The following is a 21,641-nucleotide window of genomic DNA, read 5'->3' on the forward strand; positions in this document are numbered from 1 at the left end:
TTATTAGCTGAGCACAATATTGTGCAGAGTATGTCAAGGAAAGGCAATTGTTTAGATAATGCCGCGATGGAGAGTTTCTTTGGTCGGATGAAAGTGGAATGTTTTTATGGCAAAACTTTCGAAAACATTGAAGAACTTGAATCTGTTATCAAAGAATATGTTCGTTATTACAATGAGGAAAGAATACAATTAAAATTAAATGGACTGAGCCCTGTTCAATACAGAATTCAGTCCTTAAAATAACAGTCTAACTTTTCGGGGTCAGATCACAAAGCTGATGGGCTTTTCTTTAGGAATCAAATCAACCCGGTAACAGTAGATTAGGAATAAAGGTAATAATTTGCGGGAAAATCGTAATTAAAACCAGTGTCGCAAAGATTGGAATTAAGAACGGAAGTACCCCTTTAGTAACAGTACTGACCGGCATATTACCGACACGAGCCACCACAAATAATGCCATTCCCATAGGCGGAGTTAAAATACCGATCATCATATTTAAGGTTGTCATCACACCAAAGAAGATTAGGTCAATATTGAAATGTACTGCAATAGGAATCAACATTGGCAATACGAGGAATTGTAATGCTAAAGCATCGATAAACATTCCTAAGAATAACAACAATAAGTTGATCATCACTAAAACCATCAATGGTGAATTCGCAAAAGTAATAAACACTTCTGCAATTTTCATCGCAACCTGCTCACGCGCAATCATATCGCCGAAGAAAGTGACGGTCATAACCATTAACACGGTTACGCCGGTAATAGCGACGGCTTCGACACAACCTTTGAATAAACTTTGTAAAGTGAGTTCTTTATAAACGAATTTACCGACAATAATTGAATAAAGTGCGGCAATCACAGCTGCTTCTGTCGGGGTGAATAAGCCAGAAAAGATACCAACAATGATAAGAATCGGTGTTAATAATGCCCAGATTGCACCTTTAAATTCACGACAAAGCACTTCCAGTGAAGCTTTTGGTGTACGCGGATAATTACGTTTTTTAGCAATAAAATAATTCATTACCATCAACGCAACGGTCACTAATACCCCCGGCACAAAACCGGCAACAAATAATTTGGCGATAGATTGATTGGAAATCACCCCATAAATAATCATTGCAATGCTTGGTGGCACTAACGGCCCGATAATACAAGAAGCTGCGGTAATACCGCCACACATATCATCATCATAACCGGCATCACGCATTGCTTTAATTTCCAACTGTCCTAAACCGCCTGCATCAGCCAGCGCAGAACCTGACATTCCGGAGAAAATCAAACTTGCGCCGATATTAACGTGCCCCATACCGCCACGATAGTGCCCGAGTAAGGCTTTTGCAAAATCGAAAATTTTTGTGGTAATACCGCCGGTATTCATCAAAATGCCGGTAAGAATAAAGAATGGCACACTTAATAAAGAGAAGCTGTTTAAGCTATCTACCAGTTTTGAAGAGGCAGCATTGACCACATTCCAACGCGTCATTGTGAAGTAGAGAATGGTCGCAATAAAGAGTGACCAACCGACCGGTGTGCCGATAAACATAATCACTAACCAAACCAACAGCACGATATAAACGGATTCACTACCAAATTTCACATAGTTGGTAACGCGTAGAATTTTAAAGATATCCGGATGCACTAAAATTAATGAAATCAATAAAATAGCACTAATAAGAAAGAATGCAGCAGGGAAATAACTTAAGTTATTACGGTAGTTTTCAACTTGTGCTTGCAAGAAACGGATTAACATTAATACCGATAATAGCGGTAATGCGGCGTAAAGCCATTTTTCGGATATGCCTAATGAAACGATCTCAAATGTAGCACCGTTGTAGAGTTTAATCCCGAAATGGATAAATAGAATAAGTGAGATGAAAATTAACAACTGTGTAAAAGAGACCGCCATTTTTCGCATTTTTTCGGACATCATATTGGTTAGGAAATCAATAAAGACGTGTTGTTGTGTCCGAATACCCATTGAAATGCCGAGCATTCCAACATAAACAAATAGCAATCTTGCTAACTCTTCACTCCAGATTAGAGGATCATTAAACACTTGTCGTGCCAGGATTTGTGCAATCAGAACAACAAAAATCACTAGAAACAGCACACCACCGAGCCACTCTTCAAGTTTATTAAAGTATTTCATAAGTAACCCCATACATCTTAGGTTAGAGAAGCCTTAGCGTCATATAACGCTAAGGCTGGTAGGATTATTTGGTCAAAGCATTGATTTCAGTAATCGCTTCTTCACCTTCTTTACCATTTTTCTTAATGTACTCTTCATAGTAAGGTTTCATTGCTTCTTTGAACGGAACGAGATCCGGTTTAGTCACAGTCATACCTTTACTTTCAAAGTAAGCAATAAGATTTTTTTCACCGTCTTCAAATAGTTTTGTATGGTAATCAGCGGCTTTTTCAGCAGCATCTTTCACGACTTTTTGTAGATCTTCAGGTAAATCTTCAAGTGTTGCATTGCTGACTAAATAAAGCTGGTCATTAAGAATATGATTGGTTAATGCCAAATATTTTTGTACTTCTTCAAATTTCTGTGCCTGAATGGTCGGTAATGGATTTTCCTGACCATCTACAGAGTTGGTTTGAAGTGCTAAATAAACTTCAGAGAATGCCATCGGTGTAGGCGCAGCACCGGAATATTTGGCATAAGCAAGGTTAGTTGCGGCATTCGGTACACGAAGTTTTAAGCCTTTCATATCTTTAATGCTGTTAATCGCACGGTTGGAGGTAGTTTGGCGTGTACCGTTATAAGCATCAGCCAAAATGGTGATGCCCAATTCATCGTGAACTTTTTTCACCAAGTTTTGACCATATTTGGTGTCAAACAAGGCTTCTTTCGCTACTTTGAAATTTGGGATCATATAAGGAAGTGCGAACACTTCTGCTGATGGGTAGAATAATTGGAAACGGGCAGATTCACCGAAAGTGAAATCTAATGCACCGTCACCGAGTTGTTTAATCATTGAGCGGTCATCGCCAAGCTGTGCGCTTGGATAAAGTGAAATTTCAATTTTGCCGTTGGAATTTGCTTTTACTTCTTTCGCAAAAAATTCCGCAGCTTTGTATTCGTTGGATGTTGGACCGGCTACTAAGCCCATTTTTAAATCATATTCTGCAGAAAATGCGGTTGCAGAAAGACCCATACATAGTGTGGCAAGTAATAATTTGTTAAATTTCATTGCGTTTCTCCTATAGAGTTAGATAGTTGGCTGAAAGTAGCAGATCATACATAAAGTAGAGGATGCTCATTTCTTTTATGATTACTATAAATCATTTTTTTATTATAAATGAAGTAATATTTCATTACTGAGAGATTAATCACAAAAATCACAAAAAATTTATCATATTTGCTTTAATTTTGTGCAAAAAAAAGCCTTTGCATCGGCAAAGGCTCTCAATTTATAGCAAAAATTATTCAAAAAGTTCTTTGTGCAATTTACGAACTACTTCGTCCGCATTTTCACTTTTTACTAACAGACAAACGTTGTTATTGCTGGCACCATAACTGATCATACGCACGTTGTAGTCAGCAATGGTGTTGAATAAACGTTTTGCCACGCCGGCGGCGTTATGCAAATCGTTGCCAATAAGTGCAACCAATGCTAAACCGGTGTCTACTTTAACAGAAGAGGTTTCGCTTAATTCGGTGAGAAGTTCATTAGACAATAATTCCGCACCGGAAGAGGCAGAACCGGTTTTGTCTAAGGTTAATGCCACGCTCACTTCTGACGTGGTAATCGTGTCCACAGAGATTTTGTATTTCGCTAAGATATTGAAAACGTTCGCTAAAAAGCCTTGTGCGTGCAACATACTTAAGCTGGATAAAGTGACTAATGTTTGATCACGACGTAATGCAATCGCACGGAATAATGGGCGTGGTTGCGGATCACGAGTTACCCAAGTTCCGCCTTGTTCCGGTGCTTTACTTGAACCGACAAAGACAGGAATGTTGCTGCGTACAGCCGGTAATAACGTTGCCGGGTGAAGCACTTTTGCACCGAAAGTTGCCATTTCTGCCGCTTCAGAGAAGCTCATAGTATCGATTTTTTGTGCTGCCGGTGCAATGCGAGGATCGGTAGTATAAATACCGGCAACGTCAGTCCAGATTAACACATCATCGGCATCCAAAACTTCCGCTAATAGTGCAGCGGAGTAGTCGCTGCCGCCACGACCTAAAGTGGTTGTTTTGCCATTTGGTGCACGGCCGATAAAGCCTTGAGTAATTACAAGATCACCGCGATCAATTAATGGTTTTAAAACACGATCACAATTTTGTTGAGTTAATTCATCATTTGGTGCAGCTTTACCGTAATGGTCGTTGGTTGCCACCAATGTACGCACATCTACCCAAGTCGCACTTGCACCGAGTTCACGTAAGACTTCCACGAAAATTAAGGTAGACATCATTTCGCCGTGGCTGATAATTTCATCGATTAATGCCGGTGAAGTCGCTAAAGCTGCGGCATCGGAAAGTGATTCAATATTATCTAATAAACGATCAATTTCTTCGCGTAATACGGCGGCATCTTTAAGTTCATCTAAAATATTGTATTGGATTTGGCGAACTTGATTGAGCAAGTTTTCACGTTCTGTTTTTTCACAGCCATTGGCAAGCGCCACTAATAAATTGGTAACGCCGGCAGAAGCGGACAGCACGACCACGCGAGTTTTTGGATCAGCGATAACGATTTTTGCGCAAGATTGCATCGCAGAGTAGTTAGCAACGCTGGTACCACCAAATTTAGCAACAGATAAATGTGACATAGTTTTTCCTTAAATAATGATATTGTGAGTAGAATTAAATTTGCAGAAGGTTAAGGAAAACTTGGAAGAGATGAAACTTGATTTGTTCAGAAGCTCTCCATCGTTTACCGATGACAGCCTTAGGGATTCAGCCCTAATAGCCGATAAACAAAACCCTGGCAGTGTTGTTTATCTCGGCGAAACTCCCCTGATTATTTCTCTTTGGTACCAGACCTAAAAATAACGACCTGAGTTCCGCGCCTCTCCTGCGTAGCCGAAGCTACAAACGTGTATAGAAATACCTGTTAATGTGCGAATTGTCAAATAAAATTTTAAAAATTCAACTTTTCTAACAAAATAAATTCCGTTTTTGGTGAATATTGCTGCAAATATTGTTGTAAATATTGTTGGCTATCCTGCTCAATGAACTTATCTTTTTCAGGAAAACGGTTATAAATCAATGCTTTTACTTCAATATTCCGTTGTTGGCAAACCATTAGACTCAATAAAGTGTGATTAATGCTGCCCAATTTGCCGGAAGTGACCAAAATCAATGGATATTGGCGTTCGGCGATAAAATCAAGTGTAGTTTTGTCAGCTTGATAAGGCACCGCTAAACCGCCAGCCCCTTCGAGCAGCACATAATCATATCGTTGTGCCAATAATTTGGTTTTTTCGTCAATCACGGCGGCATCAATATGGCGATTTTCCATTTTTGCTGCCAAATGTGGCGAGCAAGGATAGTGAAAAAGATACGGGCAAGTGTTGCCGTTTCGATCGTCTTCTGTCAGTTCAATTCCTTGAATTTTTCGATGAACTAAAATATCGTCTGAAATATTATCACAACCGGTTTGCACCATTTTTTGTGTGATAACGGAAAAACCTTGTGCCATTAAATTTTTAGCATAAACACCGGTGGCGATGGTTTTTCCAACTTCGGTATCGATACCGCTGACAAAAAGAATATTTTGCATCGCAATTCCTTATTTTTTAGATAAAACAAGAGCATTACTATACGCACATTGAGAATGGGATCAAGCAAAAGCCATAGCAATTTTGGCTATGGCTTTAATTGGAATGTTAATGTTTAACGATTAACAGTAAATTAGAAACGATAACCTAAACCAACGAAGAAGATGGTTGGGTCAAGAGTAACACGTGCTTCTTGAGGAACTACATTGCCATTAGCGTCTTTCAAATCAAATGTTGCTTTGGTTTTAATTTTTGCCCACCATACAGAGGTGTTGAAGAATAATTTATCGGTAATATTAATATCAATACCGGCATTTACTACAGGACCCCAAGAATCTTTCAATTTAAGATTATGTGCAGTAACACCTAATCCTGCATTGTCGATTGTTGAATTAAAGTGAGTATCAAAGAAATGAGTGTAATTAATACCTGCACCAACATATGGACGAGCCGGAGAATTTGCATCTAAGAAATAGTATTGTAAATAGAGGCTAGGTGGTAAATGTTTGGTTTTCGCAATAGTACCGACATCTTTAATATCATTATTACCTACAGAAAGTGTATTTAATTTAATTTCGTGGCTAAATGGAGATGCCGCTAATAATTCCACACCGAGGTTATCGGTAATCATATAAGTACCGGTTAAACCAAGTTGCGCATTACTGTTTACATCAAAATCATAAGATAATGGAAGATCACTTTTATAATTGTGAGTATCGGTATTTGGAACGGCTAAAATTGGACCGCCACGAACGAAGAATTCACCGGCTTGGTGAGCCATTGCTGCGGAAGAAGCTGCTAATAATGCAGCAGAAGTTGCAAGTGCTAGTGCTAATTTTTTCATAAAACCCTCCTTGAAATAGGTATCTGTGACATTGTCTTAATGACGGCAATAAAGATACCTCTTTTGGGTAGGCGTTTTTTTGATAAATATCAATGAATTTATAATTAATCGGGAACTTTTTAACTATATCAAAAATAATAAAGTGAAGTGCAAATATAAAACAGAATTTAGATCAATTTTCGTTTAATTGTGGCAGCAACCACTGTTTTAATACCAGTGCGTGATTATATTGCGGATCTTTAGCAGCATAGAGCAGCGTAACATTTTGTTGCAATAATTGCTGTTTGCATAAAGATACAAATTCAAGACCATAAGGATTATTATTTAATTCAATGAGATAGCTTTGCTTGAACTGTTCAAATTTATCGGCTTCGTGATTGAACCATTTGCGTAATGGCGGTGAAGGCGTAATCTCTTTTGCCCATAAATTAATTTCCGCTTCGGCTTTTTTTATGCCACGAGGCCACAGTCTATCCACTAAAATACGAAGCCCATCGTTTTGATCGATGGGTTGATAAATACGTTTAATTTCTAAAGTATACATATTAACAATGATGTTGTTTTAAAAATGGCAAAATCGGATCACACTCAATCGCCGGTTCAATCGGCTCTTCAGCATCTGGCTCTTGCGCTTTTGGTTGTTCAGTGTCTGAATTTTCCTGCTGCGATTTTTTGCTATCCGTTGCTGCGTTTGTCTTTTCTTCATTCACAGCGGTTTTAGCGTCTATTTGCGTATTTGTTGCTGTTGCTTTTGTGTCTGCGTCAACAGTTTTGGTGTCCGCACTAATGGATTGGTTTTTCACATCGTCTTCCTTCATTTTTGCTGTTTGATTTGCATCGGCACTCTTTTTAGTCACCTCTTGTGTTGCAGAGGCTTGCGGTTGCGATGGCTGTATTTTTTTATCTATTTCAGCCGATTTATTTTCTGCCAAAGATGACGCTGATTTGTCGTTGCCGTCAGCTTTAATTGGTTTTTCTTCCACTGTTTTTTCTTCTTTTGCACTTGCACTTGCACTTGCACTGTGAGAGCTGTTTACACTGGTATTATCCGCTTTTCCTTTTTCCTCTGTTTCAGCTGTTTTAGTGGCTTGTTGTTTATTCTCAGTCGAATTGTTATCGGCAGTCTGCTGTGTGCTTGCTTCTGCTTTAGTTGTAGCAGTTGCAGTAGCATTTTCTGTTGCGGTTTCAGTTTGCTCTTCTTTCTTTTCACCTAATAAACGTGGTTGTAACTGTTTGAAACTGCTTGGAGAATCTAGCCAAATAGCAATAAATTCGTGGTTAAAAGGCGCATCGAAGTGTTCATCTAAAACGGTATCATTTAAAACAAAATAACCTTCATCATTCAAGGCAATATAATTCAACACATCGTCAGGTTTAAAATCAGGAAAATTTTTTATTAGGCGTTTTCTTAAACTTTCTGCTTGATCGGCAGGCATTTTATCCAATGCCATCTCTTTGAAGAGTGAAATGGCGAAGTTCTTGCCTTCAACGGGTTTGGCAAATTTAATGCGTAACATAAGTGGACGCTGTTCGCTGCTGTAATTACCGCTTTCAGTGAAAAGCGAAACAGTATAAATATGGAACGGCCCCCAGTTATATTCGGCTTTACCGACCTGTTTCCAATCAGCATTGGCGGTAGCGGCACATAAAAGTAGCAGTAGACTAAAGCAGAAAGAGAATAACTTCATTTATTTACCTAATCTTTCGACGTGTTATATGGCGGGCTATTATATCAAGAATTTGTAAAGCGTAAGCAGGGTTACAGTGAATTTGTCCGTTTTTTAATCGAAAGTAACCCGTTTAGCCCGTCAATTAAGTTTTAATCTAAGTGCCGGTGTTCTAAATAGAGCACAGTAGCGGCAACGCGAGAATGTACGTTTAACTTGCGTAACAGATTTCGGATATGCACCTTAACGGTTTCTTCGGAGATAAATAATTGATTTGCAATCTGTTTATTTGATAAACCGGTGGCGATAAGTTTCAATACATCCATTTCGCGGTCGGTCAAGAGTTGTAATGGATCATTAGCGGAGTGATTATCCAACAAGCGTTGTTTTACCGCATCACTTAACACCACTTGCCCTTCGGCAATTTTTTTCAGTTGCACCAATAAAGTATCCGGTTCGGTGTCTTTTAATAGATAACCGTCAGCACCGGCTTCTATCAGCGCAAAAATATCGGAACGCGCATCGGAAACAGTCAACACAGCAATACGTGCATCAATATCATCAAGTCGTAATGCTTTTAGTACGTCCAAACCGGACATCCCTTTCATATTGAGGTCGAGAATAATCATATCCGGTGAGAATTGTTTGGCCAATGCCAACCCTTCGGTACCATTACTGGCCTCAGCTAATACTTCAAAAGAATCATCTAATTGTAAGAGTTGAGTAATGCCGCGACGCATTAATGGGTGATCATCAATCACCAAAATTGTTGTTTTTTTCATCTAAAAATAACCCCATATTTTTTCAAAAATACGGCACATACTATCACAAGATGAATATGAAGAGTGTGTTTTTGCTGAGGAAATTTTATCTTAACACTGATAAATATTGATTTAGATTAAGCTAAACTCGCTTTAACATCGCGATATTGCCGATATTTGAGAGTAAATTACTCTGAATGATATGGGGTGATGGTTGTTTTCCCCTGTAGATGATTAATTTGATAAAACTGTGGGTAATTGAATTTATTTTTTGAGATCTGAAATGGAGTGCTATTATCTCCATTTGAAGCAGTACGATAGATCTGATTAATCTCTTCGATTTTTTGACTTTTAACGCCGTCACAATGGTAATAAGCCTCGAGCTGGTTGCTTTCGTCAAGGATATAAATGTTAAACGTATTGTCACTATTATCTTCAAAAAAGAATTGAAGAAAGCCTTCATTTGAATAGAACTCAATCGCTTGAGGATATTTCAATTCGCCGTTGGTATGCGGTTTTTGCGTAATAGCGATATTAGGGTGTTGGTTTTCACTCAGAATTTCTTCCGTAATATTGAACTCATTTTTATGGAAAAAATGGTTCCACACTTCGCTGGCAACGTGCAGCGTATTAAGCTGATTGCTATTGATTAAATTACTGGTTTGAATGTTAATACAACGTTCAACCAATTCGCTGACGAAACGGCTGAGAATGTTGCGATAGTGGCGACTGTAACAGAAAACACTCACCGAATTGATCGGCACGGAACTGCGATAAATTTTGTTGGATAATACCTTTAACGCACGGAAAATAGCACTTGGCCCTTCAAAATGCAGTGTTCGGATCTCATTCCATAAATTACGGTAGGTAAAATCGATACTGCCAATCAACTTGGTCTGTTTGCTGCTTAAATTACTGAACAGATGTTTCGGCTGCAAACGGAAATGGTGATCAAGAAGTGAAGCCTCTTCGGTTGGATCTTTGACCAAATTAACGATAACCGCTAAATTGCGGATTTCGCAAGGTTGATATAAATCAGCATTGGTTGCCGGTTTAACCTGTATCGGGAAGGTGTTTCTTAAATCTGCCACAAATTGTCGCAACGTTTCCAATGACACATTTTTACTGATAATGTTCAGTTCAGTATCTTCGGTTAATACGCCATTAAAATAAGCCCAACAGACCAGTTTATTAAGTTGTGGATTGTATTCAACGTGGCGATATTTTGATAATGAAGAAATTTTCGGTGCTTGATTTAACAGATACCAACCTTTGCTCATTGCAGAATTGCCATCAGTTTCGACAAAAGTGAGCTCTTTTTCCGCAATGTTGGTGGAAATGTTAGGGTTAAACAGTGTAACTTTGCCCGGCAATTCTTCAAATGCCGCATAAAGTTTTCGCGTTAAAATACTGATATCTTCAGGAATAATGCCGCCTCCGGAAATATTATATTTACGCGCAAACTCCATCAGTTGGCGATAACTGCACATTAATAAATTGACAAGACTGTTGTAACTCCTTCTTATCTGTTTGATACGCCAATGTTTTTTCTGATTTAATTCTTGAATGGTATCATTATCCCATTGCCACTGACGTGCCAGTTTCATTAATAGGGTAATGCGCCAATTACCGGTTAATTCATTATTATCAATGTCCTCAATGGATTTGATATAAAAACAGCGGCGGACATTATCAAGGCGTTCCAGATCGTTGAGGCGTAACAGATAGTCGGTTACTTTATCTAACATTGCCATATAAGGGTCAAAATGATGGATAACGTCACGATCCAGTAATAAATCCAGTTTAAATTGATGTGAGATCAGTTTAGTGTGAGGGAATTCCCACGAATAACATTCAAGCAATAAAATTTTGATAACCGCTTTATAAGGGGAATCAATGCCTTTATAGAGGTTCCATAAGGTTGCGCCGAAATATTCATTGGCAGAAAGATCGCCCAAACCACCGAAATCTACCCATTCATTCGAATTTAATTGCCCGCTATTGATAAGTTGCTGTACGGTTTCATCATATTTGGATTCATCCTCCACCGCTAAATGTAACCACAATAAAGGGCGACCGGCGAGCCGAATAGCGGAGCGATAAAACTCATCCAATAACAACATATATTGGCTTGAGCCACAATTATCGGCAGAGAGCGGATCGGCAGCTTGTCTGTAACGGAAGCGATCCTGATCGACTAAAAACAGATTTAATTCCACGCCGACGTTATGTGCCCATTGACAGATAAGATCGAACTTTTGTTGCAATTTTTGTTGTTGAAGCGGCGTTAAGCTACGAGTGGCACAAACCCATAAATCTAAATCAGAACGGGAAGTTTGTGTAATTGATCCTAAGCTACCCATTGCATAAACACCGCAAATATCTGCTTTGTGCGTGTTGTGATGATTAAGGCTATAACGTTCTAAATTGGATAGCGTTGAAGAAAGATAATTTTCCTGATAGCGGTTGAAACAAAAATTAACAATACCGAAAGGTGCATCTTCTACATATCCCGGCAATTCAGGAATGTTATGATGCAATAAGACACAAACTAAATTTAAAACATACTGGAACTCGTTCGGCGCACCGGCAAGTGCCCGCTCTAAACGCAGTTTATCCAGCTGTTCAACTTTCTTTTTTGCGACATCCAGATTGTTCATCAACGGCCTATTATCTCTTTGATAAATGATCTCAATACATAATTTGGCGAAAACTCTAACACTTTAACCTTTATTGGTAAATAGTCGATGTAGCACGTATGCTTAGTTTTTGATTAATCTCAATGAAGTTGTCAAGAGGAAACACTGACAATATCGGGCAACAATGGTAGGATATAGAACAAATGAATAATAATTTGAATAAAAAGAGTTAATTATGCAAAAAGATGTTCTCCGCATTGCAACGCGTCAAAGTCCTCTGGCATTATGGCAAGCCAATTATATTAAACATAAACTGCAAGTTTTATACCCACAATTAACGGTAGAATTGGTGACAATGGTGACCAAAGGTGATGTGCTTTTGGATACACCATTGGCAAAAATTGGTGGTAAAGGCTTGTTTGTAAAAGAGCTGGAATTGGCTTTATTGGAAGGGCGAGCCGATATTGCGGTGCATTCAATGAAAGATGTACCGATGCAGTTTCCGCAAGGATTACATCTTAGTGTCATTTGTGAACGTGAAGATCCGCGCGATGCATTTGTTTCCAATCGATATGCAAGTTTGGATGAATTACCACAAAATGCAGTGGTGGGAACATCAAGTTTAAGACGGCAATGTCAGTTGAAAGCACTTCGCCCCGATATTGAATTAAAAACCTTACGAGGCAATGTCGGCACCAGATTACGCAAATTGGATGAGGGCGAATATGATGCCATTATTTTAGCTTCTGCCGGATTAATCCGTTTGGGGGAACAGCAACGTATCCGTAGTTTTATTGCGCCGGAAGTTTCCTTGCCGGCGGTCGGACAAGGTGCAGTCGGTGTGGAATGTCGTCAGGATGATGAATGGGTAAATCAATTACTGAAACCGTTGTTACACCAAGACACTTGGGATCGCGTCATTGCCGAACGGGCTATGAACAATAGGTTACAGGGTGGTTGCCAAGTGCCGATTGCCGGTTATGCTATTTTGGATGGCGAACAACTTTTCTTGCGAGCATTGGTCGGTGCGATTGATGGCAGCAAAGTGTTAAGAGCTGAAGCAACGGCAGTTCGAGCACAGGCGGAGCAGCTGGGCGTACAGGTGGCGGAAATGCTGTTGGCTCAAGGTGCGCAAGATTTATTATCACAGGTGATGAAATCATAAATGGGTATTTTGGTCACAAGACCGGAAGATGCCGGTCAGCATTTAACAGAAATGTTAAACAAAGCAGGCGTAGCAGCAATTTATGCGCCTTTCATTAAAATTGAAGCCGGCGAACAGTTAAATGATGTACCGCAAAAATTGCAACAGCTCGCCGCCGGTGATTATGTGATCTCTGTTTCGCAATATGCGGTGCAATATGCGCATCAAGTGTTGCAGAATACCGGGTTTGGTTGGCGTAAAGATGTGCACTATTTTGCAGTAGGGCGGAAAACGGCGGCACTGTTAAGTGAAGCAACGCAACAACCGGTGCATTATCCATTTGCCAATGAAAATAGTGAGGGTTTATTGGCATTGCCGCAAATGCAAAATTGTAACGGGCGACGTGTTATTATTTTGCGAGGGCAGAGCGGTCGCGAATTATTACCGCAGCAGTTGCCGCAACGTGGTGCAGCGGTGGAAACAGTGGCGTGTTATTGTCGTCAGGCACAGCAATTAAGTGAAGCTGAATTGAAATTTTTTTCGCGTGCCGGAATTGATACGATTGTGGTAACCAGCGGTGAAATTTTGCGGTATTTACTGGATTTTATTCCAAAAAGTGAACATAATTGGCTAATGAGTTGTAAGTTGGTGGTGATTAGTGATCGTCTGATGCAGCTTGCGTTGGAGGCAGGTTGGCAACAGGATAAGATTATTCTCACTGAAAAGGCTGATAATCTTAGTTTATTAAAAACAATATTATCCTTTTATCCCCATTCTTGAGATAAATAATAGATAAGGTGTGTAGTGATGAAAAAACAACATAACGAAACTGATATTCAAACCGGTGCAGAAATAAACGAAGAGGTGTCGTTGACTACAGATGAGAATAGCAGTACCGAACCTGACAAAAAAGCGCAGGCAGATTCTCAAGCGGCGGAAGAAGTAAAAACAACCGAAAAAACAGTGGTTACTGCTGAGAAAAAAGCTTCTGTAACCAAGAAAGCGGATACATCAGATAAAAAAGCGGAAGCGGATACCACTGCGAAAGAGGATAAAACTTCAGCTAATTCAACTTCAACACAAGCGGAAAAAGCAATGAAAACAACAGAAAACAGACAAAAATCCGGAGGCGGCAAAGGATTAGCTTTGTTGGCATTATTGGTTGCTTTGGGTGTCGGTGCCGGTGGCTATTATCTTGGGCAGCAACAGTTATCTAACTTGCAACAACAGGTTGCAGCGTTGGAATCCAGTCAGCAAGCAGTGACAAAAGCAGCATCGTCAAATAGTGTCGATATGTCGGAAGTTAACGCATTAAAAGAAGCATTAACGAAAACCGAACAGGAGCTGAATGCGACCAAATCAACATTAGAGGTGCTGCAACAAAATAAAGGCATTACCGAACAGCAGATTATTGCGTTACAGACACAACTTAATAAAACAATGGCAGAAAAATCACAAGCGCAGCCGAATGAATGGCTAATGTCGGAAGCGGATTTTCTGTTGAGCAATGCACAGCGTAAATTGATCATAGATAATGATTTAGGAACGGCGATTTCATTATTAAAAGAGGCGGATTTAGTACTTAATGATGTTACTGATCCGCGTGCGATTACGGTCCGCACGGCAATTGCGCAAGATTTAAAACGGTTGGCAAACGTGAATGATGTCGATCAAAATGTCATTATGCAAAAATTATCACAACTGGCTAATTCTGTTGATGATTTGGAATTATTGGATTTGTCCGCCAACAACAGTGATAGCGAAAATAGTGATGATCCTTCCGATTCTATCAGTGATTGGAAAAGCAACATTGAAAAATCAGCCAACTCTTTCTTAAACCATTTTATCCGCATTCAACCACGAGATCCGGTTGAGAAAGCACTGCTTGCACCAAATCAGGATATTTATCTACGCGAAAACATTCGCTTACGTTTGCAAATTGCTATCTTAGCGGTGCCTCGCCAACAGAATGAGCTTTATAAAAGTTCGCTTGAAGCGGTTACCAGCTGGGTAAGAAGTTATTTCAATGTTGACAGTGCGTTAGCACAAAAATTCTTGCAACAGCTGGATGAGTTATCGGAGCAGTCTATTTATGTTGATGCGCCGAATACTTTTGAAAGTTTGACCGTTCTTGATGAAATTCTGCATAAACAGCCGCATCAAATTGAAAAAGTTGATTTGAAAGCGAATTCACAAATTCTAGAAGAGAATAAAGCGGAAGAGAAAGCAGCAAAAGAAGCTGCGCCTGAATCCACTACGGATGATAAAGCCGCTGCACCACAACAACCTGTATCGGAAACACCGAATACAGAACAAGTTCCGGAAAAAACAGAATAGTGGGAGAGATGTGATATGTTCAGAGTATTATTCTTAATGATTATCCTACTGGTCGGTTTTATTGGCGGGCCTTATATTTCGGGTAAACAGGGTTATGTGCGTATTTTGACTGAATCTCACAGTATTGAGATGAGCATTACAATGCTGGTGATATTTTTTGTCATCGCATTGGCGCTTGTTTATGGTATTGAGTGGGTAATTTCTCGATTTTTCCGTTTAAGTAGCGGTACTTATAATTGGTTTTCCGTGAGAAAACGCCGCAAAGCGCAGCAACAGATTTTGCAAGGTTTTGTGAAAATGGATGAAGGAAATTACGCCAAAGCTGAAAAATTGATTGGTAAAAATGCGAAACATTCATCCGAGCCGATTCTGAATTTTGTTAAAGCAGCGGAAGCGGCGCAACAACGCGGTGATGAATTCAGTGCCAATAAATATCTGATTGAAGCGACAGAGCTTGCCGGCTCAGATAACTTAATTGTTGAATTGGCGCGTACTCGCATTCTGTTACAGCAAAATAAATTACCGACTGCAAGAACAGCAGTGGACAGTTTGCTAGTGTTAGCACCGCAAAATGTCGAAGTGTTGCGTTTAGCGGTGGAAATTTATCTTCGTTCGCACGCCTATTTGGCGTTGGATAATCTATTGCCGAAGATTGGTAAAAGCGGTTTATATGCCGAAGCTGAATTTATGCAATTACAACATCAAGTTGTTGATGGTCTGCTTGATGAAAAAATGAATGAAGATGGTATCGACGGTCTATTGAAATGGTGGGAAGATCAACCGCGTTCACGTCGCCAAAACAGCTATGCCATTGTTGGTATGATCCGCCGTTTAATTGATAGCGATGATCACGACTCAGCATATCAATTGGCATTGGATTCATTTAAACGTATTGAAAGCAGCGAAATGTTGGCTTTTGCCACACAAATTGCTCGTTTGCAGGTGGCTAACAGCAGTAAGATAATGAAATGGTTAGAAAAATCGGCTAAATCGCAGACTGATGCGAAATTAAATTGCGCTTTTGCCCGCGCCATTGGTTACCTTTCATTACGTGCGAATGAATTTGATAAAGCCCGACAAGCATTTGCGAAAATTCTGGCAACCGAAGATAAAGCCGATATTGAAGTGCAGGATTACACTGTTGCGGCGTATTTAGCAGAGAAAGCCAATGATATGGCTGCAGCTCAACAAATTCGTCAGCAGTGTTTGAAAGACACAATGAAGATTGATGATAATGCTGAACTCACCACAGATGATGTGTTGAGTTTAGAGAAAAAATAGTTTCGTTTTATTTAAGATTTAAAAATACGTTTTGATCTGCATCCTAAAAGTTGAACTAAGCAACTGATTAAGATGCAGATTTTTATGGTTATTAAGGAATTAAAAAATGAATAATATAGAAAAGCTAAAAATGCACAGCCCTAATCTGACGGACAAAAACATTGCAAAAATCGCCGAAATTTTTCCTAACTGATTGGCTCCACTGATGCGCCGCCTCTATTAAAGCAGTCCCACGCCTTGCTGTTGCCATTGCGACGAAAGCGTAAGTGGCACTAACGCCAACACTTTTTCGCCCTTAATGCGTGCTTTGCTTAGCATAATATGTCCCACAAGATCTGCTTCCGTGTCATTCCTCATAGCTAGCCTGCAAAAGCCTTTCGCATCAACTGAACGATATAAGAAACGTAATTGACTATTCAACAATTAGTGACTCTCCGCCATTTTTTGCTCGGTATATTTCACCACATCTTTTATAACTTGTTTTTGCACGGCAGAAATCAGGGTTTGCATAGTGTCAAAATCGGGTTGGCCGTCTGGGGTGGCGAGGAGTTTCATTTTTATTTTCAAACTTTGTGAGCTTCTTAATTTTTTGCCATAAGAAAACTTCTTAAAGACGGATTTACTCATTGCTGTTGTTAAGAACAACATTATTTCTCTTGAATATTCATTTTCGGGTGGGTTCCAATAGACTCCTGTATCATCACCAGCCCCAAAAGCATAACTGCGATAAAACGCATTGCCAAAAATATCCATTGTGATGGCATTTTTAGGAAATTGAGCAACGGGGTTAGAAACATAATTAGCAACGCCTGTATTTGTCGTTCCTGCCATCACAAAAGGAATATCTCCAGAAATTTGATCTTCTTTCTTTAAACGTCTGCCCTGTTGTATATATTTAAACATCTGCTGAAAAGAAAACTCACGCCACAAGACGGTAGGTGTTTCTACCCCCCCCCCGCATATTTTTGGTGAAGATGTCAAGCACTTTTTCTTCTTTCGGGGTTAATTGATAGTGAGAAAGCCCCGTTGAGATTAAATAATCTTCAAGTTTTTTAATGCGTTCGGCTTCGAGTGCTTTAATAAAGGATTCCATAAATGGGAAGTCGATTTTACCTTCTGCAGTAATTGGAAGTGATATTTTTTCCTTGTTGAAACTATTTAGCCTGAATTGATTTCCATAGCTATATTTATTTAATAAAGATCTATGAATAATGGAAGATATAGCAATTTTTGCTGCTTTGCTCATTTCCGTTTTTTCGTAAAGAACTAAAATATTATCGTCAGCAGAAAATTCATAATCTCTATAAAATGAATTTCCAAACATATCAATAGTAATTTTAGAAGCTGGAAATATTTTTTGATCCAAATTTCCAATAAATTCAGCTACGCCTGTATTTTCAAATCCTGCTGTAACCAGTGCTCTTGTTCCACTTATTCGATTAGCGACAACTAGCCTTGTTCCTCTTATAGTCGTAAATAGATCTTTTAAGAAAAACTCTCCCCACTTAGCCTGTTCCAGTTTTTCGGCTAAGTGGCTTGGAACTTTCCCAAGTCATTTCCTCCGCTGTTTTTTAACAGATTGCTCACTTCCCAAGCGAGATAATCGGCAACGGTTTTTCTGAAGTCTTCTAGTTTTGGTGTACTGTCAATCGGCGCGCTTTGATTCCAATCTGCGCCGTTTTTGGGATCAATAGTGCCTTCATAATAGGTTTGGTTATCAAAAAACCGTCTGGTTTCTTCGCTTTGTCCAAAATGCACCAAATCCACCAAAGCTTCATAGCGTTCTTTAGCGTGGTCGGTGTCTTTGAGATTGACGCTGGCTTTTTTGCGATTGGTGCGCGTGTAGCCGTCATAGCTAAAATCAATAAATTTAACGGTTTGCTTGGTATGATGCGCTTCGCCGATTTTGAATACATAAATATTGGTTTGCACGCTGGATTTGCCAATAAATAGATCAACAGGCATTTTAATGCTAGCAATGAGGGTATTTTTTTCTAAAATTCGGCGGTTAAATTCGGTGGCTTTGCCACTGCCTGCGGAATTTTGAATAATCACTGCACCATAGCCTGTTTTCATTTTTTGAAAAGCGGCTTCAACAAATACCATGCCATTGCCTGCAGCGGAATAAGGTGGATTGAGGATAAAAGCCGTTGCAGGAAATTCTTTCTCTTTGTGGTCTCCCATTTCATATTTTCCAGAGAAATCTCGCACAGAGTCTTTATTGAGAATATTGCTTGAGCCGTCGCCCATTAAGATCATATTCAGCACGGCAAGCATATAAATGTTTTGCAAAATCTCAATCCCCAAAAGCTGTTCGGCTTTGATTTTGGCTTCTTTTTGACGTAATTCTTTAGGTGAAGTGATGGTATTTTTGGCATCAATGAGCATTTCATTCATTGCCGCCACCAGCAAGCCCGCCGAACCTGTGGCAAAATCCCAAACGTAACTGTCTTTATTCACTTTAGCGAGTTTTGCCAAAAGCGTGGCGACATAAGAAGGTGTTAAAACCACATCGTTTAATTTATCTTGCGTAAAGCCTAGCCAGGAGTACATTTCATTAAAGAGCTTGCCAGTAAAATCAGTGGTAAGACCGATTTTGTAATAAATACCCAAGTCATCAAAAACTTTAGAAAAAACGCGCTTTAATTGGCTTTCGCCATCTCGAATTTTATTCACATTTTCAGCCAATGCGGCATTAGAAAGCGTGCGGATAATCAGCTCTTTTTTATCTTGCGGAATGGCGCGCTCATTTAAGAAGTCCTCAATTTTGCGCATAAGGATTTTACCGTCTGAATCATTGCCTGTTGCATATTTTGAAGGCAGATCGCTTTTTTCTAGTGGTGCAACTTTGCCATCTACGCCCAATGTGGCAATGATAGTGGCTGCTACAAGATAAATACGGTCGTTTTCGCTTAGTCCTTTTTCTTCGTTATAAATATCGTTATTGAGCTTCACAAGGCTAGCATCAATTTCACGTTCTCTGGACTCTTTTAAGCGTTTTAAGGTCTTATCATCAAGACTTAATTCATCAATTTTTTCAATAAACGCTTCAAAATGTTCGCGTGCTAAAAAAGAAAAATCACTGTATTCACCGATTTTTTGTCCAAAGCCGAGATTGCTTTTTGAGACGTAATACACACCGATTTTGTGTTCAATTTCATCTTTGGCATTTTTACTGCCCGTCATTCCAATAGCAATTACATCGGTATAACTGGTATGGTGCAAAATAGCATTGGCATAATGAATTGCACCGTTAACGGCATAATTTTTAATGTTTTTATAGAGCGGCGCACCTTTGGCATCACGATTGGCGATTGTGCCATCACTGTCTAATTTTTCTAATTTGCTTTTCTCACCTTTGTATTCAATCAGTACGGGGAAATAACGTTTTTTCTTGTCTTGTAATAGCAATTTGGCATCAGGACGATTACCGCCTAGACCGCCATTTTTAGAAGCATAGTTTTCTAGGGCTTGATCAATTTCTGTATTGAGTGACTCTTGCTCAAGTTTGTATGGTAGATCATATTGTTTAAGCCAGCCATTGCCAAGCTCGGCGATATTTGGCTCGACAGACTGAAGTTTTTGTTTCATAGAAAATTCCTTATTTTTTAAATGCTTTGCACAGTTAAAAATGGCAAATGATAGCATATTTTGAAGGAAAGATTGAACAGGTTAAAGTGTATACGGTGTTTTTCTGCCTGTTCTGATTTTTTCTCACTGAACGGCATTATTATTGTTGGCACTACCTTGTTGCTGCTGTTTTTTCAGATGGTACACCATTTACTATGGCGTGGATTATTATGCGCTTTGCTATATTGATCTTTTTTATAGGTATTTGGGGAAGTCGAAGAAACTAAAGGTTAAGCCGATCTACATAAAAGCACAAAGACCGCAATATTTTGCGGTCTTTGTGTCATTTGCGTGAGGAAAGTTATTAACCGGCAACTTTCGGTAAATAACCGGCATCAATTAAGAACGGTACATTGATGATTAATAAGCCTAATACCAATGCTACCAATAGCCCGATGTTACCACCGATAACACGATATGGTAAATCCGGATATTTGCGTCTTAACATCCACGCCATACCTACCGGCAACACCAATCCATAGAAGGTGAACATTTGACCGGCATAAGTTAATACCGCTAAGAAATCGCGATAGAACAATGCAAATAATAAAGTCGGAACAAAGGTTAATAGGCTTAAAGTGAAGCGATTTGCCGTAATTCGAACACGTTTTAACAAATCGTCCAAACAGTCAACCAATGCCAATGATACTCCGAGGAAAGAGGTGATTAATGCTAAAGTTGAGAAGGTACGCACTGCACCACTGATTAAATCACTGCCGGTAGCTTTATAAGTTGCATTGACCAAGCCGTTTAATGTTGGGTCATTACGAATAATTTGCACGAATTGTGATTGCTCAAAAACACCGTGAGTTGCCATCTGCCACACAATATACGCCACCAACGGAATAGCGGTTCCGCCGATAATGGCAATGCGTAAACGGCGAATATCACCATCCAGATAATTGTTGATACTTGGAATAACGACGTGGAAACCGAATGAAGTGAAAAAGACCGGACTAGCGGAGATAATTAAAAAGTAATTAAGCGGTAAAGCACCTAAATTTTCCGCTGTTACTTTTGGCAACATTAAAAACAACACTAAAGCAAACGCAACAAGTTTAATCAGGAATAATAAACGGGTAAAACCATCAACGGCGTTTGTACCGATAGTTACTGCGATCGCCAAAATAACCACGAAGCCAATGATTGCCGCAGCGGAAGCGTGTTCACCGAAAATAGTTAAAAACGGTGCAAAAAGATCACCACCGCCCAAAGAATAGACGGTTAAGATAGCATACATAAAAATTACAAGAGATAAGGTTGCTAAAACCCTACCAACCATACCAAAATGTTGTTCAGCCAAGGTGGCTATTCCGGCATCTTTGCGTTCCGCTTTCTGATAAACCTCAACAAACAACAACGCACTATAAGAAAGCAAAGCCCAAAGGATAAAAAGTAATAATAAAGTGTAACCGAACCCCATTTCAGCGGATGTAATCGGCATCGCCAACATTCCTGCGCCGATGGTGGTTCCGGCGACGATTAAAGCACTACCTAACGTTTTATTTTTCATAATAAATTCTCTTTGAGAGTGGATGAGAGCCTTGATTGTATATAAAAAGGTTTACAATGTAATCTATTTTTTACAGTTTCCGATTTTCA

19 protein-coding genes and 1 riboswitch are annotated in these 21,641 nt (G+C 39.4%); of the genes, 5 read left to right on the top strand and 14 right to left on the bottom strand.

Features of this window, described 5'->3' with window-relative positions; translation table 11 throughout:
• Nucleotides 1-243, top strand: a 243-nt coding sequence (locus tag A3EO_RS0101225; RefSeq protein ID WP_018345644.1) for an IS3 family transposase, incomplete at its 5' end; no start/stop codon positions are given.
• Between the two features lie 58 nt (nt 244-301).
• Here A3EO_RS0101225 and A3EO_RS0101230 read toward each other — a convergent pair.
• The 9 genes from A3EO_RS0101230 to A3EO_RS0101270 form a co-directional block, all read right to left on the bottom strand.
• The gene (locus A3EO_RS0101230; RefSeq protein WP_018345645.1) at nt 302-2,152 is read right to left on the bottom strand and encodes a TRAP transporter large permease subunit; all 1,851 of its coding nucleotides are present in this window, start codon (nt 2,150-2,152) and stop codon (nt 302-304) included.
• 64 nt (nt 2,153-2,216) lie between these two features.
• Complete coding sequence (locus A3EO_RS0101235; protein ID WP_018345646.1) at nt 2,217-3,200, bottom strand: sialic acid TRAP transporter substrate-binding protein SiaP; 984 nt, start codon at nt 3,198-3,200, stop codon at nt 2,217-2,219.
• Between the two features lie 232 nt (nt 3,201-3,432).
• Nucleotides 3,433-4,785 (bottom strand): lysine-sensitive aspartokinase 3, encoded by a 1,353-nt coding sequence (lysC, locus tag A3EO_RS0101240; protein ID WP_018345647.1) that lies wholly within the window; start codon nt 4,783-4,785, stop codon nt 3,433-3,435.
• A gap of 82 nt (nt 4,786-4,867) precedes the next feature.
• Nucleotides 4,868-5,038, bottom strand: a riboswitch (Lysine riboswitch).
• 58 nt (nt 5,039-5,096) lie between these two features.
• A complete protein-coding gene (gene bioD, locus A3EO_RS0101245; protein ID WP_018345648.1) occupies nt 5,097-5,738 on the bottom strand; it encodes a dethiobiotin synthase in 642 nt (213 codons plus the stop codon).
• Between the two features lie 131 nt (nt 5,739-5,869).
• Complete coding sequence (locus tag A3EO_RS0101250) at nt 5,870-6,580, bottom strand: OmpW family outer membrane protein (protein WP_018345649.1); 711 nt, start codon at nt 6,578-6,580, stop codon at nt 5,870-5,872.
• A gap of 172 nt (nt 6,581-6,752) precedes the next feature.
• Nucleotides 6,753-7,124, bottom strand: a complete 372-nt coding sequence (locus A3EO_RS0101255; protein ID WP_018345650.1) for a DUF488 domain-containing protein — start codon at nt 7,122-7,124, stop codon at nt 6,753-6,755.
• Between the two features lies 1 nt (nt 7,125).
• Nucleotides 7,126-8,268 carry a hypothetical protein gene (locus A3EO_RS0101260; RefSeq protein ID WP_018345651.1) on the bottom strand — a complete coding sequence of 381 codons (1,143 nt, stop codon included), beginning with the start codon at nt 8,266-8,268 and terminating at the stop codon, nt 7,126-7,128.
• A 131-nt stretch (nt 8,269-8,399) separates the two neighbouring features.
• Nucleotides 8,400-9,029, bottom strand: coding sequence for a response regulator (locus A3EO_RS0101265; protein WP_013746978.1), 630 nt, complete (start codon nt 9,027-9,029; stop codon nt 8,400-8,402).
• Between the two features lie 167 nt (nt 9,030-9,196).
• On the bottom strand, nt 9,197-11,668 hold the full coding sequence (locus tag A3EO_RS0101270; protein WP_018345652.1) for a class I adenylate cyclase: 2,472 nt from the start codon (nt 11,666-11,668) through the stop codon (nt 9,197-9,199).
• Between the two features lie 214 nt (nt 11,669-11,882).
• On the opposite strand from A3EO_RS0101270, the gene hemC reads away from it, so the two are divergent.
• From hemC to A3EO_RS0101290, 4 genes are read left to right on the top strand one after another with little or no spacing between them, the layout of a single operon-like run.
• The gene (gene hemC, locus A3EO_RS0101275) at nt 11,883-12,812 is read left to right on the top strand and encodes a hydroxymethylbilane synthase (protein WP_018345653.1); all 930 of its coding nucleotides are present in this window, start codon (nt 11,883-11,885) and stop codon (nt 12,810-12,812) included.
• Nucleotides 12,813-13,571 (top strand): uroporphyrinogen-III synthase, encoded by a 759-nt coding sequence (locus tag A3EO_RS0101280; protein WP_018345654.1) that lies wholly within the window; start codon nt 12,813-12,815, stop codon nt 13,569-13,571.
• A gap of 27 nt (nt 13,572-13,598) precedes the next feature.
• Nucleotides 13,599-15,128 carry a uroporphyrinogen-III C-methyltransferase gene (locus A3EO_RS0101285; RefSeq protein WP_018345655.1) on the top strand — a complete coding sequence of 510 codons (1,530 nt, stop codon included), beginning with the start codon at nt 13,599-13,601 and terminating at the stop codon, nt 15,126-15,128.
• 15 nt (nt 15,129-15,143) lie between these two features.
• Entirely contained in the window at nt 15,144-16,409 is a 1,266-nt protein-coding gene (locus tag A3EO_RS0101290) for a heme biosynthesis protein HemY (RefSeq protein WP_018345656.1), read from the top strand.
• 219 nt (nt 16,410-16,628) lie between these two features.
• Here A3EO_RS0101290 and A3EO_RS13285 read toward each other — a convergent pair whose 3' ends face one another.
• The 5 genes from A3EO_RS13285 to A3EO_RS0101315 form a co-directional block, all read right to left on the bottom strand.
• Nucleotides 16,629-16,766, bottom strand: coding sequence for a hypothetical protein (locus tag A3EO_RS13285; RefSeq protein WP_018345657.1), 138 nt, complete (start codon nt 16,764-16,766; stop codon nt 16,629-16,631).
• A 66-nt stretch (nt 16,767-16,832) separates the two neighbouring features.
• Entirely contained in the window at nt 16,833-17,312 is a 480-nt protein-coding gene (locus tag A3EO_RS12515; RefSeq protein ID WP_018345658.1) for a restriction endonuclease subunit S, read from the bottom strand.
• A 16-nt stretch (nt 17,313-17,328) separates the two neighbouring features.
• On the bottom strand, nt 17,329-17,928 hold the full coding sequence (locus A3EO_RS12520) for a restriction endonuclease subunit S (RefSeq protein ID WP_080638269.1): 600 nt from the start codon (nt 17,926-17,928) through the stop codon (nt 17,329-17,331).
• A gap of 8 nt (nt 17,929-17,936) precedes the next feature.
• Nucleotides 17,937-20,000 carry an N-6 DNA methylase gene (locus A3EO_RS0101310; protein ID WP_018345660.1) on the bottom strand — a complete coding sequence of 688 codons (2,064 nt, stop codon included), beginning with the start codon at nt 19,998-20,000 and terminating at the stop codon, nt 17,937-17,939.
• Nucleotides 20,001-20,343: 343 nt separating this feature from the next.
• On the bottom strand, nt 20,344-21,552 hold the full coding sequence (locus tag A3EO_RS0101315) for an aromatic amino acid transporter (RefSeq protein WP_018345661.1): 1,209 nt from the start codon (nt 21,550-21,552) through the stop codon (nt 20,344-20,346).
• Nucleotides 21,553-21,641 lie beyond the last annotated feature (89 nt).

The organism is Gallibacterium anatis DSM 16844 = F 149, assembly GCF_000379785.1.
Taxonomy (GTDB): Bacteria; Pseudomonadota; Gammaproteobacteria; order Enterobacterales; family Pasteurellaceae; genus Gallibacterium; species Gallibacterium anatis.

Coding starts and splice junctions, on each gene's coding strand:
- A3EO_RS0101230 (WP_018345645.1), bottom strand. CDS start 2,152: ATGAAATACTTTAATAAACTTGAAGAGTGGCTCGGTGGTGTGCTGTTT.
- A3EO_RS0101235 (WP_018345646.1), bottom strand. CDS start 3,200: ATGAAATTTAACAAATTATTACTTGCCACACTATGTATGGGTCTTTCT.
- lysC (WP_018345647.1), bottom strand. CDS start 4,785: ATGTCACATTTATCTGTTGCTAAATTTGGTGGTACCAGCGTTGCTAAC.
- bioD (WP_018345648.1), bottom strand. CDS start 5,738: ATGCAAAATATTCTTTTTGTCAGCGGTATCGATACCGAAGTTGGAAAA.
- A3EO_RS0101250 (WP_018345649.1), bottom strand. CDS start 6,580: ATGAAAAAATTAGCACTAGCACTTGCAACTTCTGCTGCATTATTAGCA.
- A3EO_RS0101255 (WP_018345650.1), bottom strand. CDS start 7,124: ATGTATACTTTAGAAATTAAACGTATTTATCAACCCATCGATCAAAAC.
- A3EO_RS0101260 (WP_018345651.1), bottom strand. CDS start 8,268: ATGAAGTTATTCTCTTTCTGCTTTAGTCTACTGCTACTTTTATGTGCC.
- A3EO_RS0101265 (WP_013746978.1), bottom strand. CDS start 9,029: ATGAAAAAAACAACAATTTTGGTGATTGATGATCACCCATTAATGCGT.
- A3EO_RS0101270 (WP_018345652.1), bottom strand. CDS start 11,668: ATGAACAATCTGGATGTCGCAAAAAAGAAAGTTGAACAGCTGGATAAA.
- hemC (WP_018345653.1), top strand. CDS start 11,883: ATGCAAAAAGATGTTCTCCGCATTGCAACGCGTCAAAGTCCTCTGGCA.
- A3EO_RS0101280 (WP_018345654.1), top strand. CDS start 12,813: ATGGGTATTTTGGTCACAAGACCGGAAGATGCCGGTCAGCATTTAACA.
- A3EO_RS0101285 (WP_018345655.1), top strand. CDS start 13,599: ATGAAAAAACAACATAACGAAACTGATATTCAAACCGGTGCAGAAATA.
- A3EO_RS0101290 (WP_018345656.1), top strand. CDS start 15,144: ATGTTCAGAGTATTATTCTTAATGATTATCCTACTGGTCGGTTTTATT.
- A3EO_RS13285 (WP_018345657.1), bottom strand. CDS start 16,766: ATGAGGAATGACACGGAAGCAGATCTTGTGGGACATATTATGCTAAGC.
- A3EO_RS12515 (WP_018345658.1), bottom strand. CDS start 17,312: ATGTTTAAATATATACAACAGGGCAGACGTTTAAAGAAAGAAGATCAA.
- A3EO_RS0101310 (WP_018345660.1), bottom strand. CDS start 20,000: ATGAAACAAAAACTTCAGTCTGTCGAGCCAAATATCGCCGAGCTTGGC.
- A3EO_RS0101315 (WP_018345661.1), bottom strand. CDS start 21,552: ATGAAAAATAAAACGTTAGGTAGTGCTTTAATCGTCGCCGGAACCACC.